The sequence below is a fragment of the Neorhizobium sp. 2083 genome (genome assembly GCF_031455615.1).
Lineage (GTDB): Bacteria > Pseudomonadota > Alphaproteobacteria > Rhizobiales > Rhizobiaceae > Neorhizobium.
On the sequence record NZ_JAVDTC010000010.1, the window covers coordinates 52,483 to 66,768 of the forward strand.

The 14,286-nt window shown below is 61.0% G+C and carries 16 protein-coding genes; 5 read left to right on the top strand and 11 right to left on the bottom strand.

What is annotated here, in order from left to right; translation table 11 throughout:
* Window positions 1-156 precede the first annotated feature (156 nt).
* Window positions 157-999: a fumarylacetoacetate hydrolase family protein gene (locus tag J2X76_RS28100; RefSeq protein ID WP_113125361.1), complete on the bottom strand. Its 843-nt coding sequence runs from the start codon at window positions 997-999 to the stop codon at window positions 157-159.
* Window positions 1,000-1,150: 151 nt separating this feature from the next.
* On the opposite strand from J2X76_RS28100, the gene J2X76_RS28105 reads away from it, so the two are divergent.
* On the top strand, window positions 1,151-1,750 hold the full coding sequence (locus tag J2X76_RS28105) for a nitroreductase family protein (protein ID WP_310220835.1): 600 nt from the start codon (window positions 1,151-1,153) through the stop codon (window positions 1,748-1,750).
* Between the two features lie 252 nt (window positions 1,751-2,002).
* Here the strand turns inward: J2X76_RS28105 and gyrB are convergent, their stop codons facing one another.
* The 5 genes from gyrB to J2X76_RS28130 form a co-directional block, all read right to left on the bottom strand.
* A complete protein-coding gene (gyrB, locus tag J2X76_RS28110) occupies window positions 2,003-4,438 on the bottom strand; it encodes a DNA topoisomerase (ATP-hydrolyzing) subunit B (protein ID WP_310220836.1) in 2,436 nt (811 codons plus the stop codon).
* 138 nt (window positions 4,439-4,576) lie between these two features.
* Window positions 4,577-4,942 (bottom strand): helix-turn-helix domain-containing protein, encoded by a 366-nt coding sequence (locus tag J2X76_RS28115; RefSeq protein WP_113125357.1) that lies wholly within the window; start codon window positions 4,940-4,942, stop codon window positions 4,577-4,579.
* Window positions 4,939-5,520: a Smr/MutS family protein gene (locus J2X76_RS28120; RefSeq protein ID WP_310220837.1), complete on the bottom strand. Its 582-nt coding sequence runs from the start codon at window positions 5,518-5,520 to the stop codon at window positions 4,939-4,941. The genes J2X76_RS28115 and J2X76_RS28120 overlap by 4 nt, the downstream gene beginning before the upstream one ends.
* The gene (locus tag J2X76_RS28125) at window positions 5,517-6,635 is read right to left on the bottom strand and encodes a murein transglycosylase A (protein WP_310220838.1); all 1,119 of its coding nucleotides are present in this window, start codon (window positions 6,633-6,635) and stop codon (window positions 5,517-5,519) included. The genes J2X76_RS28120 and J2X76_RS28125 overlap by 4 nt, the downstream gene beginning before the upstream one ends.
* Window positions 6,632-7,330 carry a Tim44/TimA family putative adaptor protein gene (locus tag J2X76_RS28130; RefSeq protein ID WP_310220839.1) on the bottom strand — a complete coding sequence of 233 codons (699 nt, stop codon included), beginning with the start codon at window positions 7,328-7,330 and terminating at the stop codon, window positions 6,632-6,634. The genes J2X76_RS28125 and J2X76_RS28130 overlap by 4 nt, the downstream gene beginning before the upstream one ends.
* A 126-nt stretch (window positions 7,331-7,456) precedes the next feature.
* Here J2X76_RS28130 and J2X76_RS28135 point away from each other — a divergent pair, with 126 nt between their 5' ends.
* Entirely contained in the window at window positions 7,457-7,972 is a 516-nt protein-coding gene (locus J2X76_RS28135) for an FxsA family protein (RefSeq protein WP_113283877.1), read from the top strand.
* Window positions 7,973-8,055: 83 nt separating this feature from the next.
* On the top strand, window positions 8,056-8,532 hold the full coding sequence (secB, locus tag J2X76_RS28140) for a protein-export chaperone SecB (protein ID WP_113125353.1): 477 nt from the start codon (window positions 8,056-8,058) through the stop codon (window positions 8,530-8,532).
* A 51-nt stretch (window positions 8,533-8,583) separates the two neighbouring features.
* Here secB and dnaQ read toward each other — a convergent pair whose 3' ends face one another.
* Genes dnaQ through J2X76_RS28165 form a run of 5 tightly spaced genes read right to left on the bottom strand, consistent with a single transcriptional unit; the run spans window position 8,584 to window position 12,191 of the window.
* Window positions 8,584-9,288, bottom strand: coding sequence for a DNA polymerase III subunit epsilon (gene dnaQ / locus J2X76_RS28145; RefSeq protein WP_310220840.1), 705 nt, complete (start codon window positions 9,286-9,288; stop codon window positions 8,584-8,586).
* Window positions 9,281-9,892, bottom strand: coding sequence for a dephospho-CoA kinase (coaE, locus tag J2X76_RS28150; RefSeq protein ID WP_310220841.1), 612 nt, complete (start codon window positions 9,890-9,892; stop codon window positions 9,281-9,283). The genes dnaQ and coaE overlap by 8 nt, the downstream gene beginning before the upstream one ends.
* Window positions 9,893-10,750 carry a shikimate dehydrogenase gene (locus J2X76_RS28155; protein ID WP_310220842.1) on the bottom strand — a complete coding sequence of 286 codons (858 nt, stop codon included), beginning with the start codon at window positions 10,748-10,750 and terminating at the stop codon, window positions 9,893-9,895.
* On the bottom strand, window positions 10,743-11,336 hold the full coding sequence (locus J2X76_RS28160; RefSeq protein ID WP_310220843.1) for a Maf-like protein: 594 nt from the start codon (window positions 11,334-11,336) through the stop codon (window positions 10,743-10,745). Before J2X76_RS28160 ends, J2X76_RS28155 begins: the two co-directional genes overlap by 8 nt.
* A gap of 33 nt (window positions 11,337-11,369) precedes the next feature.
* The gene (locus J2X76_RS28165) at window positions 11,370-12,191 is read right to left on the bottom strand and encodes a pyruvate, water dikinase regulatory protein (protein ID WP_310220844.1); all 822 of its coding nucleotides are present in this window, start codon (window positions 12,189-12,191) and stop codon (window positions 11,370-11,372) included.
* Between the two features lie 476 nt (window positions 12,192-12,667).
* On the opposite strand from J2X76_RS28165, the gene hemE reads away from it, so the two are divergent.
* Both hemE and hemJ read left to right on the top strand, forming a co-directional pair.
* Window positions 12,668-13,630, top strand: a complete 963-nt coding sequence (gene hemE, locus J2X76_RS28170; RefSeq protein ID WP_405030113.1) for a uroporphyrinogen decarboxylase — start codon at window positions 12,668-12,670, stop codon at window positions 13,628-13,630.
* Window positions 13,627-14,172, top strand: a complete 546-nt coding sequence (hemJ, locus tag J2X76_RS28175; protein WP_113125346.1) for a protoporphyrinogen oxidase HemJ — start codon at window positions 13,627-13,629, stop codon at window positions 14,170-14,172. The genes hemE and hemJ overlap by 4 nt, the downstream gene beginning before the upstream one ends.
* Window positions 14,173-14,286: the final 114 nt, after the last annotated feature.

Below are 14,286 nucleotides of genomic sequence, written 5' to 3' on the forward strand. Positions count from 1 at the left end.
AACATCGTGGGGGATACCGGCTGAATTTGCCAAGAGGAAGGCGGGGGGCTGCAGATCATTCTGCTGTCATGAGAATGACATTTAAGCCTTAAAGTTCCACCTTCCAAGTCTGGTTAAGGACTCATGTCCGCCGGCGGACATGAGTCCTTCGATCACTTATACGTCAGCGACGAAGGTCTGGCGCTGTGTTCCCAGACCGTCGATGCCGAGCTCGACAACTTCGCCGGCCTTGAGGAAGCGCGGCGGCTTCATGCCGAGGCCGACGCCCGGAGGAGTACCGGTGGAAATGACATCTCCCGGATGCAGCGACATGAACTGGCTGAGATAGGAAACCAGATACCGGACGCCGTAGACCATCGTCCTGGACGAACCATTCTGCATGGTCTCGCCATTGACCTTGAGCCACATGCCGAGGTTCTGCGGATCGGGAATTTCGTCCTTGGTGACCAGCCAGGGGCCGATCGGACCAAAAGTGTCGCAGGACTTGCCCTTGGTCCACTGGCCGGAACGCTCGGCCTGGAAGGCGCGTTCGGACACGTCGTTGGTCAGGCAGTAGCCGGCGACATAATCCATCGCGTCGGCTTCCGAGACGTATTTCGCGGTCTTGCCAATGATGACACCGAGCTCGACTTCCCAGTCGGTCTTTACCGAGCCGCGCGGGATGATCACGTCGTCATTCGGGCCGACGATGGCGGACGTCGCCTTCATGAAGATGATCGGCTCCGGCGGAACGGTGGCGCCGGTTTCGGCGGCGTGGTCGGAATAGTTGAGGCCGATGCAAATGAACTTGCCCGTACCGGCGACGCAGGCGCCGATGCGGGCAGGCTGCAGTTCGGGCAGGCTTTCCGGATCGAGAGCGGCGATCCGGGCAAGGCCTTCCGGCGAGATGGCAGGCCCGGCAATATCGGCGACATGGCCGGACAGATCGCGGATCTTGCCCTTGTTATCAAAAAGTGCCGGCTTTTCCTGGCCCGGCTCGCCAATGCGCATCAGTTTCAAAGCATGGTCCTCCAAATTACCGGGAGGTTTATGGAACATGCGTCCCGGCTTGTCACCCCCGTTTCGGCGGATCGAAAGCCTGTCGCGGGGCAAGCCGATGCGCTATTGTCGAGGGTGAATTTATCGCAGCCCGCAGATTTCAGAGGACGCCATGACCAGCAGCAATACCCGCGATTCGGAGTTCCCGATCGATACCTTTTTCCTCGACCGCTGGTCGCCTCGGGCGTTTACGGAAGAGACGATCGGCCAGGCGACCATGCTGACGATCCTCGACGCGGCGCACTGGGCACCCTCTTCCGGCAACAATCAGCCCTGGCGTTTCATCTATGCGCTGCGCGGCACGCCGTCGTTTCCGGTTCTGGTCGATATTCTTTCGCCGGGTAACCAGCGCTGGGCGCAGAACGCAGCGGCGCTGCTGATCGTCGTCTCGAAGACCTATCGCGTCGCCAGCAATGGCGAACACCGGCTTGCCTATACCCACTCCTACGACACGGGCGCGGCCTGGTTTTCCGTCATCTGCCAGGCGATGAAGCTCGGTTACCATGCCCATGGCATGGAAGGTCTCGACAAGGAAAAAGCCGTCGAGGTGCTCGGCATACCGGAAGGTTACCGTGTCGAAGCGGCGGCGGCTATCGGCAGGATCGCCGACAGAATCACCCTGCCCGACGATCTTGCGGAACGCGAATTCCCGAGCAAGCGCAAACCCGTTTCGGAAATCGCCTTCGAAGGAAAATTCACCGGGGAGCCGTGAGCGGCGCCTCAGGAATCTGTTTCACGTGAATCCATATCCACAGGAAAGATTCACGTGAAACATTTTTGAGCTGGACAAACGAAAAGCGTCGGCCATGGGAGCCGACTTGCCATCTCTTCCGGCGTCATCCTTCGGCTTGCCCCAAGGATCTGCACCGCCTCGATAGGGTTGAAAGCCGGAGATCCTCGGGTCAGGCCCGAGGATGACGAGGCGCAAGACGCGGGCAAGCTGCCCCCCGCGCCGCTTTTCGGCTCAGATGTCGAGGTTGGCGACGCTCAGCGCGTTGTCCTGGATGAACTCGCGGCGCGGTTCCACTTCGTCGCCCATCAGGCGCGAGAAGAGACCATCGGCATCGGTCGCATCGTTGACCCTAACCTGCAGCAGCGAGCGGACGTTCGGATCGAGCGTCGTTTCCCACAGCTGTTCGGCATTCATCTCGCCGAGACCTTTGTAACGCTGCATGGAAAGGCCCTTGCGGCCGGTCGCGAAGATCGATTCCAGGAGCGCGCGGGGACCGGACATTTCCTGCTGGCCCTCCTTGCGGGTCAGCACTGGCGGAGTACGGTAGATTTCCTGCAGGCGCGTGGTCATCTGGTCGATATGGCGCGCATCGGCTGAACCGATCAGCGCCACGTCGACGGCCGCAACTTCCTTGACGCCGCGCACCATGCGCTCGAAACGCAGGCCGCCCTCGCCCGTGACATGGCCGGACCAGCCGCGTTCGGTTTCCTCGGCGATCATGTCGAGGCGGCGGGCGACTTCATCGGCCGTCTGCTGGGCCCGTTCGCGATTGTCCGTCAGTTCGGGATTGAGCGCGCCGGCGATCGCGGCCTGTTCGATGATCGAACGGTTATAGCGGGAATGCAGGCCTTCGACCAAGGTGCGCAGACGCAGCGCGTCCTGGATGACTTCGCGCATGTCCTGACCGGCCCGGACTTCACCGGAGCCAAGCGTCAGCGTCGCTTCTTCAAGGCCCATGGTGATGAGGTATTCCTCCAGCGCCGCCTCGTTCTTCAAGTACTGGATCGACTTGCCGCGGCTGACCTTATAGAGCGGCGGCTGGGCAATATAGATATGGCCGCGCTCGATCAGGTCCGGCATCTGGCGGAAGAAGAAGGTCAGAAGCAAGGTGCGGATATGGGCGCCGTCGACGTCGGCGTCCGTCATGATGATGATCTTGTGGTAACGCAGCTTGTCGGCGTTGAACTCGTCCTTGCCGATCGAGGTGCCGAGCGCGGTGATCAGCGTGCCGATTTCCTGGCTGGACAGCATCTTGTCGAAGCGGGCGCGCTCGACGTTGAGGATTTTTCCGCGCAAAGGAAGAATAGCCTGGTTCTCACGCGAACGGCCCTGCTTGGCGGAACCGCCGGCACTGTCACCCTCAACGAGAAACAATTCGGACTTGGCCGGATCGCGCTCGGAGCAGTCGGCGAGCTTGCCGGGCAGCGAGGCGATGTCGAGCACCCCCTTGCGACGGGTCAGTTCGCGGGCCTTGCGGGCGGCCTCGCGGGCGACGGCGGCCTCGACCACCTTGCCGACTAGGATTTTTGCTTCAGTCGGATGTTCTTCGAACCAGGTGCTCAGTGCTTCGTTGACAAGGCTCTCGACCACCGGACGAACTTCGGACGACACCAGCTTGTCCTTGGTCTGCGACGAGAACTTCGGATCCGGCACCTTGACCGACAGGACGGCGGTCAGGCCTTCGCGGCAGTCTTCGCCCTGCAGCGTCACCTTTTCCTTCTTGGTGATGCCGGAACTGTCCGCGTAGGAGGTGACCTGGCGCGTCAGGGCGCCGCGGAAGCCGGCCATATGGGTGCCGCCGTCACGCTGCGGGATGTTGTTGGTGAAGCAGAGGACGTTCTCGTGATAGCTGTCGTTCCACCACATCGCCACTTCGACGGCGATGCCGTCCTTTTCGCCCTTGATGGCAACCGGCTTGTCTACGAGCGGCTTCTTGGATCGGTCGAGATAACGGACGAAAGCCTCGAGGCCGCCGTCATAAAGCATTTCTTCTTCGCGGATATCCGGCTTACGCTTGTCCGTGAGCCGGATTCGGACGCCCGAATTCAGGAAGGCGAGTTCGCGCAGACGATGCTCAAGCGTGTTGTAGTCGTACTCAGTCATCGTGAAGGTCTGCGGGCTCGCAAGGAACGTGACCTCGGTGCCGGAGCGACCTTCGTAATCGCCAATAATCTTCAGCGGCGCATCGGCAACGCCGTGGGTGAAGGAAATCTCGTGGAGCTTGCCGTTGCGGCGAATGCGCAGCTTCAGCCAGACCGACAGCGCATTGACGACCGAGACGCCGACGCCGTGCAGACCGCCCGAGACTTTGTAGGAATTCTGATCGAACTTACCGCCCGCATGCAGCTGGGTCATGATCACTTCGGCAGCGGAGACGCCTTCGCCGCTGTGAATATCCGTCGGGATGCCGCGGCCGTTGTCGGTTACCGTGACGGAGCCATCCGGATTGAGCGTGACCGTCACCAGGTCCGCGTGGCCGGCCAGCGCCTCGTCGATCGCGTTGTCGACGACTTCGTAGACCATGTGATGCAGGCCGGAGCCGTCGTCGGTATCGCCGATATACATGCCGGGGCGCTTGCGAACAGCATCGAGGCCCTTCAGAACCTTGATCGAGTCGGCACCATATTCGGCACTCGCGCCATTATCGCTGACGGGTGTATCGGTCATCAATTATCTTCCAATTCGTTTGAGATGCCGGTTAGCGAATCACCAGCCATTCCACCCTCAGAATATAGGGAAATCGGGGCGGTTTCTAAAGGTTGAGCCTCGCCAATACGGCACGAAAGCCGTGGATGCGTGGCGAATTCAGCCCCGTATCTCGGCTTTTTTGAGGAGCGTGTCCATTTCTTCTATCACGTCCGGTGGCAAAGAGCGAATCCGCTGCGCCAGCCGATTGGCAAAGCCCGTGTAGGATGGCGGCAGACCCGCGGTGTCGAGCATGACTTTCGGATGCGATGCTTCGGCCAGCCGGAAAAGCTCCTCCGCCTCGTCCCAGATGACGTTGAAATAGCCGGCAATCCGCTGCAGCAATTCGAAGGTGGGGCGGCCGCGTTTTCCGTGTTCGAGCGCCGAGAGATAGGCGGGGGTGACGCCGATCGCCGCGGCGAGCTCGCGCTGGGTGATGCCCCTGCGACGGCGCAGCTCCCGAAGCGCATGACCGAAGGGGGTCATTCCCGATCCCCCCGGCCGCGAGAGAGACGCACATACATGGCACCCTCGCCGCCATGATGGCGAGCCGCCCATTCATAGGAGGAAATCAGGAACCGGAACTCGGCCTTCGAAAACCACATCGGGACGGCACGGCGGAGCGCGCCTTCGCTACCCATCGAGCTGCCCTTGCCGGTGATCACCAGGACGTGGCGGAGACCGCGTTCATGCGCCCTCAGCAGAAAATCCAGAAGCAGGTCGTGGGCCTCGCCCTGGAAAAGTCCATGAAGATCGAGGCGCGCGTCGATCGGCAGCCGGCCCTTGGCGAGCTTTTTCTTGACCGGTTTTTCGAGCGGCTGATGAGAACCCACCGGCCGCCGGGTCGGGACCGACACCGGAAGCTCGACCGCGAAACTTTCCTGCCTCGGCGCAGGTTTCGGCTTTGCGGCTTCGACCGCTGCCTCTTCCGCGGCGAGCCTGGCAGCCTCGGCCTCCTCGAATTCGAGGATTTCCTTCATGCGGCCCGGCAGGGCGCGGGCGGACTTGGCGACCCTGCCCCACAATATCCGCTCTTCCGGATCGAGTTTGCGGCCGCCCTTCATCCGCCGTACCTGACGGCCGCTGCCCTGGGGATGAGGATATAGAAATCCGCGTCGTTGCGCACCGTTCCGGCAAGTTCACCCGCCTCGAAACCGGATCCGGTGAAAATGTCGCCCCGCGCCGGGCCGACGATCGCCGAGCCGGTATCGAGCGCGAGCATCAGCCGGGCGAAGGGTTTTCCCCCGTCGATATGGGTCAGCGTCTCGGAGCGGATGAAAAAGGGAAAACCGAATGTGTGGATTTGGCGGTCTACCGCCAGCGAACGGCCGGGGATCAACGGTACCTTGGCGGCTGCGACCGGCCCGAGCGACGGATCGGATACATCCGCCTCCCGGAAGAAGATATAGGAACGATTATGCCAGAGGACCTCATCAACCTTAGCCGGATTCTCAGCCAGCCAGGCGCGAATGCTCTGCATGGAAATTTCTGACGGATCGATCTCGCCGCGGTCGATCAACAGCTTGCCGATCGGCGAGAACGAATGGCCCGCCTTGGCCGCATAGGTGATCCGCCGGATGGTTCCATCCGGATATTTCAGCCTCGCCGCGCCCTGGACATGGATGAAGAAGACATCGACCTTCGATTTCGCATAGGCGATCTCCAGACCTCGGCCTTCGAGAAAACCGCGGTCGATCTCACCACGATCCGGATAGGGAACGATCCCTTCCGGCGTCTGCCGGCCGAACATGTAGCCGGAGTCCAATCCCGCGGGCCGGCTGTCGTCGTCGAGATCGACGAGGTCGTCGGGGCGATAATGGAAGGGATGGATCCAGATATCGTCGCGCGTTTCCGAGACTTCGATCTCCGGCTCGTAGAAGGCGGTGACGAAACCGCGCCGGCCGTCGTTGCGGGAAATCAGGAAGGGCCGACAGTGCGTTTCGAAAAAGGCCCTGGCGGAAACAGGATCGCCCGGGACATCCCGGGCGGCTTCGACAAGGGTGGCAAGTTCTTCGGCAGTCAGGCCGAGGGCGCCGGTCCGATAGGGCTTGACCTTGCGGATATGCTCCAGCGACGCGCGCATGCCGGCAAACAGCGCGGTCGGATCGTCTTCACTCCAACCCGCAAGGTCGGAGAAGGATACGGGTCGAAGAGTATAATCCGCAGAATTCACGGTCATTGTTCGGATTCGGTTGCGACCAGTCTCCAGTTCGGATCGCGGGAACGGATGTCGCGGGCGAAGGTCCAGATGTCGGTGACCTCGGCCACGGTTTCCTGGTCGCCCTCGATCAGCGCACCCGCCTTGTCATAGGTGGCGGAAATGAGCTGGCTGACGATCCGCACGGTGATCTGCTCCTCGGCGTCCTTGACGGCCGCATGGGTGATATCCGCCTTGTCGATGCCCACGAAGGTGGACTTCACCACTTCGCCTCGGGATTCTCGCTCGGTGATCGCCGTATCGAAACCGTCGAAGACTTCCTTCGAGAGGAGACCTTTCAGCGTCTTCCGGTCGCCATCGGCAAAGGCCATGACGATCATCTCGTAAGCCATGCGGGCACCGTTGAGGAACTCGCGGGGACGGAAGGAGGGATCGGACTTGACCACTTCGCGCAGTGCTGCGTTGAGCGGCGTATCCGGCCTGGCAACGGCGTCGACATCCGCATAACGCTGCTCGTCGTCGGTGGCGTCGCGGCGCGGCAAGGTCACGACCTTGCTGTCGTCGCCGCCCGGATTTTTCGCCACGTCGCGGGGGCTGTAAGGATCGAACGGCGGCTTCTCGTTTCCTGTCCGGCGTCCGAGCACACTGCGCAGTTGCAGGAAGATCAGAACCGCTGCGACAAGGAAAAAGAGTGTTATGAAGTCGTTGGAGCCCATCTTAACCCGCATTTGGCGTTTAAATATTCGGTGCAGTTTCTCATATAGTCTGCATACGCCTATCATTCAAATGGCGAAGACGTTAGCGCTTTGCGCGCAACCGCATATCACGACACAGGGAATATCATGCGCTTCTTTCTCGTGCCGCTCCTTCTGATCGGCTGGCCGCTCGCCGAAATCGCGGGTTTCGTGCTTGTCGGCAAAGCTCTCGGCCTCTGGGCGACACTCGGCCTGGTGATCGGCACGGCAGTGCTCGGTGCCATCCTCCTGCGCAGCCAGGGCACACAGATCCTGAGACAGATTTCCGCCGAAAGCCGCGACGGACGCGCACCCGGCCGGGCGCTGATCGACGGCGCGATGATTGTCGTTGCCGGCATCATGCTGCTGCTGCCCGGGTTCATCACGGACATCATCGGGCTGGCGCTGTTCATTCCCTTTGTGCGCAGCCTGATCTGGTCGGTGATCGGCCGCCGCATCGTGGTCGTCCGCTCGCCGCGCAGCGAGAGCTATCGTTACGAAAGCCCGAAGCCCTCGCCCGAGTCCAAAAAGACGGGGCCGGTGGTCGATCTCGACGAAGAGGATTATCATCGCGAGCCCAACCCGTCGTCGCCCTGGGCCGGACCGAAAGGCCGCGAACCCTGATCGGTCAGCCGGATGGCTAGGGTTGTAAGCCCCCAAGCGAAATGTTAGAGGGCCTCAACGCTCCAAAGCCTCGAGGAATTCCAATGGCAGACGATAACAACCAGGCCGAAACTCCGTCCCTCAACATCCTGGCGCAATACACCAAGGATCTCTCCTTCGAGAACCCGGGCGCTCCGCGTTCGTTGCAGTCGCGCGACAAGGCGCCGTCGATCAACATCAACGTCAACGTCAATGCCAATCCGCTTTCCGAAGCCGATTTCGACGTTATCCTGACGCTGAACGCCGAAGCCAAGGAAGGCGACAAGGTCGTTTTCGCGGCCGAACTGGTTTATGGCGGCGTCTTCCGCATCACCGGTTTCCCGCAGGAGCACATGCTGCCGCTGCTGTTCATCGAATGCCCGCGCCTGCTGTTCCCGTTCGCCCGCCAGATCATCGCCGACGTGACGCGCAACGGCGGCTTCCCGCCGCTGATGATCGACCCGATCGATTTCGCGCAGATGTTCACGCAGCGCATGGCCGAGGAACAGGCCCGGTCCAAGGTTCAGGCGCTCGACAGCTGAGATCGAATTGTCTTGATTGAGAAAAGCCCGGGTTTCGCGACCCGGGCTTTTTTATTCGGCCGGCTTGTATTTCAGCCAGACCGCCTTGTCCTTCAGCGATGCGACCATGGCGGCGTGCGCCTGCAACTCGGCTTCGGTCAGCCGACTGGCGAGCGGCCGCGGACGACCGGCAACCTCGATCATCACTTCCTCGACCTCGACCACCGTCGAAGACCGTTCATTGCCCATCAGGCCAAGAGCGGTCTGACGGCCGCCGGTCATCTCGATATAGACTTCGGCCAGCAGTTCGGAGTCGAGCAGCGCGCCGTGCTTGGTGCGGTGGGCATTGTCGATGCCGTAACGCCGGCAGAGCGCATCCAGCGAATTCGGGCCCATCGGATGTTTGCGGCGCGCCATGGCCAGCGTATCGATGACCTGGTCGGACATGACAGGCGGGATGCCGAGACGGGCGAATTCCGCGTTGATGAAGCCCATGTCGAAGGTGGCGTTATGGGCGATCCACTTGGCGCCGTCGAAAAATTCGATGATCTGCTGCACGACGTCGCCGAAGCTCGGCTTGTCCTTCAGGAATTCGTCGGTGATGCCGTGGACGGCGAGCGCGTCCGGGTGGACCTTGCGGTCGCCCGGGTTGATGTAGAGATGCAGCGTTCTCCCGGTCGGGAAATTGTTGACCAGCTCGATGCCGCCGATTTCGATCACCCGGTCGAGTTTCGATTCGAGGCCGGTGGTTTCCGTATCGAAGATGATCTCACGCATGTGGGTTTTTCCCGCTCGGCTTTCCAGCTTTCAGGCGGGCGACGATCTCGCGCACCTGCTCCCTCGCCGCTTCCAGCCCAAGGCCGGTATCGACGAGAAAATCGGCTCTTTTCCGTTTTTCCGCATCGGGCATCTGGCGGGAGAGAATCATCGCCAATTTTTCCTCGGTCATGCCCGGGCGCGCAAGCACCCTGTCGCGCTGTATCTGTGGATCGCAGGTGACGACGACGACGACATCGACGCGATTGTCGCCTTTCACTTCGAAAAGAAGCGGAATGTCGAGGAGCACGAGCTCGGTGCCGGCCTGTCTGTGGCGGGCGAGAAAATCGACTTCGCGGCGACGGACCAGCGGATGCACGATCGCCTCGAGGACAGGGAATTTTTCCGGAGATACCGAAAGCTGGCGTGACAGTTCCTGGCGATCGATGGCGCCATCCTTAAGAGTTCCGGGAAAAGCCTCGCCGACAGGCGCCACGGCATCGGTGCGGTAAAGATCATGGACGACGGCATCGGCGTCATTCACCGGAACGCCTTCGTCCGCGAACATTTTCGCGGTCGTCGATTTTCCCATTCCGATGGAGCCGGTGAGACCGATGACGATCATTCAGTGTTTTTCCATATCGGAAATGACGAGGTCCCGCAGGACGTTATCGACGACCGGCCGGCGGCCGAACCATTTCTCGAAACCGGGTACTGCCTGGTGCAGCAGCATGCCGAGCCCGTCGACGATCGGGAACCCTTGCGCCTCCGCCTGGGCGAGCAGCGGAGTTTTCAACGGCACGTAGATGATATCAGTGACCACGGCGCCCGATGCCAGCGGCGAGAAATCAATCTCAGGCACTTCGCCGCCTTCCATGCCGAGCGACGTGGTGTTGATGAAAAGCCCGGCACCCGACATGACTTCGGCCAGCGCTTCGACCGGATGGGCATGAACCTTCGGGCCGAAACGATCGGCAAGTTCGACGGCGCGTGCCAGGGTGCGGTTGACCACATGGATCTCACTGATACCGCGATCGCGGATCGCCTGGATGACGGCGCGGCTCGCACCACCGGCGCCGAAGATCACCGCGCGGCCGCTCCTGTCCCAGCCGGGGTGTCGATCGTCGAGATTGGCGGTGAACCCATGACCGTCGGTATTGGTGGCGTGCAGCAGGCCGTCTTCCATCCAGAGCGTGTTCGACGCGCCGAGTTCTTCCGCCAGTTCGTCCGGCCGGTCGGCCAGCCTGAAGGCGAGTTCCTTGTGAGGAATGGTGACATTGCCGCCGCGGAAACCGGAACTGCCGTCTTTCAGCGCCTGGATGAAGGCCGGGAAATCCGCCTCGGTGACGGCCTGTGCGCGGTAAGACCCATCGATACCAAACTGCTTCAGCCAGTGGCCGTGGATCAGCGGCGAGCGCGAATGTTTCACCGGCCAGCCGGTTATGAAAGCATTAACCAAGAATGTTTCACGTGAATCAGCCATCGATCGCTCCCAGTTCGCGAAGCTTTTCGAGAAGCGGCAGCATCGGCAGGCCGAGAATGGTGAAATAGTCGCCCTCGATTTTCGAAAACAACTGGATGCCCTCGCCTTCCAGCTGGTAGGCACCGACGCTGCCGTAAACCTTTTCGCCGACGCGCGACAGATAGCGGTCAACGAAGGTTTCGCTCAAAATCCGCACCGTCAGGTCCGCACGGGCGACATGTTCCCAGACGATTTCACCATCGCGCGCAAAAGCGATGGCGCTGTTCAGGCGGTGGGTCCTGTTCGAAAGAGACAGTAGGTTCTCCTTCGCTTCGGCAAGCGTCTTCGGCTTGTGATAGACGCGATTTCCAAGCGACATGGTCTGGTCCGAGCCGATCACTAGCGCGCCCGGGAAATATCCGCTCACTTCGAGCGCCTTTGCCCTGGCAAGCGTCAGCGCCACCTGGTCGGGAGCGGCGCCTTCCAATCCCGCCTCGATCTTCCGCTCGTCTATATCGGCCGCGCGGCTTTCAAATGTGAGACCGGCATTTTCCATCAGCATCCGGCGGAACGGGCTGGAGGAGGCAAGGACCAGGGGCACTGTCACGCAAATCTCCCAAAGGCAACAAAGCGGCTCGGCTTAACGCAGCTTGGGGCGCAGCGCAACGATTGCGGCCGCCGTCTCCTCGATCGACCGGCGCGTCACGTCGATGACCGGCCAGTTCTGACGGGCGCAGAGCGCCCGGGCATATTTCAGCTCTTCGTTAATCGTGGCACGGTCGGTATAATGACGCCGGTCGAAGCCCTGGGTGACGCCGAGCTCGCGGTTTTCACGCACCTGGCTGATGCGGTCGGTGGTGGCCACCAGGCCGACGATCAAGGGATGGGTTGCCCGGTAGAGACTTTCGGGCAGCTCGACGCCCGGCACGATCGGTATATTGGCGGTCTTGATGCCGCGATTGGCGAGATAGATGCTGGTCGGGGTTTTCGAGGTGCGGCTGATGCCGATCAGCACGACGTCCGCCTCGTCGTAATCTTCCGGCATCTGGCCGTCGTCGTGGTCCATGGTGAAGTTGAGCGCTTCGATGCGTTTGAAATAATCCGCATTGAGGGCGTGCTGGGCGCCGACCCGCCGGCGGGACGGGGCGCCGAGATAGGCCTGGAATGTCACCATGACAGGCTCGAGGACGTTGACGCAGGGCAGGCCCATTTCCCGGCAGCGCTGATCGATAAGTTCGGCCAGCTCCTGATCAACGATCGTATAAAGCACGATACCGGGTTCACGGTCGAGCGCTTCCAGAACGGCAAGCAGCTGTTTGCGGTTGCGGATCAGCGGATAGACATGTTCCACCGCCAGCGAGGACTGGAACTGCGCCGATGCGGCACGTCCGGCGGAGATGAGAGTCTCGCCCGTCGAGTCAGATATGAGGTGCAGATGGAAGAAGTTTTTTCTGTTCTCCACGCTAAACTTAACCCTTTGTTGATAACTCGGGAGAGACCATCGGGCTCTCCAGGGCTTGGACCCGGCCCTGGGAAAAACGCCCGGTTTTCCACATTCGCATATCCTGCGGATGCGGATCAGACCGGTTTGTGTGTTCTGGGGATGAGGCCACCACCGCGCTTTTTTCTCCCCAGCTTATCCACAGACAGCGCCTAATGGCGGCTTCTGCCATCCTCATGAAATAGCTTGCAAAATTCAAGCTGTCCCAGCAAACGTCCATCACAGGCCATTTTCTTTCCCCCGACAAGCGCATGAAGCGGCGGATCGTCGCGTCGGCTGTGATTTGACTTTAATCCTTGCTACTCACCGACTCTAAGAAATAGAAAATCTTTTAAGATTCATTTCTTTGTTTTTAGGAGAACCCATTGACCGGCGCATACCGGAAGATCGTCGAGGTGCTGAAAGGCCAAACCCTCACTCCACCTCCTGTCTGGCTCATGAGGCAGGCAGGACGTTATCTGCCGGAATACCGGGAGACGCGGGCCACGGCGGGAAGCTTTCTCGATCTCTGTTACACGCCGGATCTGGCTGTGGAGGTGACCCTCCAACCGATCCGGCGCTACGGCTTCGATGCGGCGATCCTGTTTTCCGATATTCTGGTCATCCCGGATGCGCTGAAGCGGAACGTGCGGTTTGTGCAGGGTGAAGGTCCGCAGATGGATCCGATCGATACTGCCGGCATCCAGGCCCTGAACGGTGAAGGAGTTCTTCCCCATCTCGCTCCGGTCATGGAAACGGTCCGCCGCCTGAGACGGGATCTGCCGGAGGAAACCACCCTGCTCGGTTTCTGCGGCGCCCCCTGGACGGTTGCCACCTACATGATCGCCGGCCACGGGACGCCCGACCAGGCCCCCGCCCGGCTTTTTGCCTATCGGCATCCGCAAGCTTTCGAGCGGCTGCTTTTGATGCTTGCGGAAATCTCTGCCGAATATCTGATCGCCCAGATCGATGCCGGTGCCGACGCCGTGCAGATCTTCGATTCCTGGGCGGGTGTTCTGGGCGAGAAGGAGTTCGAGGCTTATGCGGTCAAGCCCGTTGCCCGGATGATCGAGATCGTTCGCCGCCAGCGGCCGCAGGCAAAGATCATCGCCTTTGCCAAGGGCGCCGGCCTGAACCTGAAATCCTATCGCCAGAAGACCGGGGCGGACGCGATCGGGCTCGACTGGTCGGTGCCGCTTTCATTTGCAGCCGAACTGCAGAAGGACGGCCCGGTACAGGGTAATCTCGATCCGATGCGGGTGGTCGCCGGCGGCAGGTCGCTGGAGGACGGTATCGACGCCATTCTCGACGCGCTCGGGCATGGGCCGCTGATCTTCAACCTCGGCCATGGCATTACGCCCGAGGCCAATCCGGATCATGTTACGAGGCTGATCGAGCGCGTGCGCGGAGCAACCGCGTGAGCGGCGGGGAATTGCAGACAGGCAAGCCGGCCGGCCGGCGATCGGCGCTGCGGGCATTCATCGCGCTTGCCGTCTTCATCGCCATTCTGGCGGCGGTCTATCTCGCCCGGCCTGACGACTTCCTCCTCTACATCAAGGCTTTCCACGTGATCGCGGTGATGTCCTGGATGGCGGGCCTCCTCTACATGCCGCGTCTGTTCATCTATCACAGCGACGCGGAGCCCGGTTCGGCACAGTCCGAAACCTTCAAGATGATGGAACAGCGGCTGCTGAAGATCATCATGAACCCGGCGATGATGATCACCTGGGTTCTCGGTCTCTACCTTGCGTGGGACGTCTACGAATTTCGCGGCGGCTGGCTGCATGCGAAGATCGGGCTTGTCGTGCTGCTTACAATGGTGCATGTGCTGTTCAGCCGCGCGGTGCGCAACTTCGCGGCCGATGGTTTGCGAAAAACGCCGCGTTACTGGCGGATGATGAATGAAGTCCCGACGGTTCTGATGATCGGGATCGTCATTCTGGTGATCGTCAAGCCGTTCTGAGGCAAGCACAGTCTTTCTTTGGCAAGATTTACGTCTTGCCTCTTGCGGCGTTCCACGTGAATCGCTATTTTCCTCGCCATCTCATCTCGTGGCATGCGTGTAATTTCCCGTCGT

Coding starts and splice junctions, on each gene's coding strand:
- J2X76_RS28120 (WP_310220837.1), bottom strand. CDS start 5,520: ATGAAGGGCGGCCGCAAACTCGATCCGGAAGAGCGGATATTGTGGGGC.
- J2X76_RS28130 (WP_310220839.1), bottom strand. CDS start 7,330: ATGGGCTCCAACGACTTCATAACACTCTTTTTCCTTGTCGCAGCGGTT.
- secB (WP_113125353.1), top strand. CDS start 8,056: ATGGCAGACGATAACAACCAGGCCGAAACTCCGTCCCTCAACATCCTG.
- J2X76_RS28135 (WP_113283877.1), top strand. CDS start 7,457: ATGCGCTTCTTTCTCGTGCCGCTCCTTCTGATCGGCTGGCCGCTCGCC.
- hemE (WP_405030113.1), top strand. CDS start 12,668: ATGAGGCAGGCAGGACGTTATCTGCCGGAATACCGGGAGACGCGGGCC.
- J2X76_RS28115 (WP_113125357.1), bottom strand. CDS start 4,942: ATGACCCCCTTCGGTCATGCGCTTCGGGAGCTGCGCCGTCGCAGGGGC.
- J2X76_RS28125 (WP_310220838.1), bottom strand. CDS start 6,635: ATGACCGTGAATTCTGCGGATTATACTCTTCGACCCGTATCCTTCTCC.
- J2X76_RS28155 (WP_310220842.1), bottom strand. CDS start 10,750: ATGGCTGATTCACGTGAAACATTCTTGGTTAATGCTTTCATAACCGGC.
- gyrB (WP_310220836.1), bottom strand. CDS start 4,438: ATGACCGATACACCCGTCAGCGATAATGGCGCGAGTGCCGAATATGGT.
- J2X76_RS28105 (WP_310220835.1), top strand. CDS start 1,151: ATGACCAGCAGCAATACCCGCGATTCGGAGTTCCCGATCGATACCTTT.
- dnaQ (WP_310220840.1), bottom strand. CDS start 9,288: ATGCGTGAGATCATCTTCGATACGGAAACCACCGGCCTCGAATCGAAA.
- coaE (WP_310220841.1), bottom strand. CDS start 9,892: ATGATCGTCATCGGTCTCACCGGCTCCATCGGAATGGGAAAATCGACG.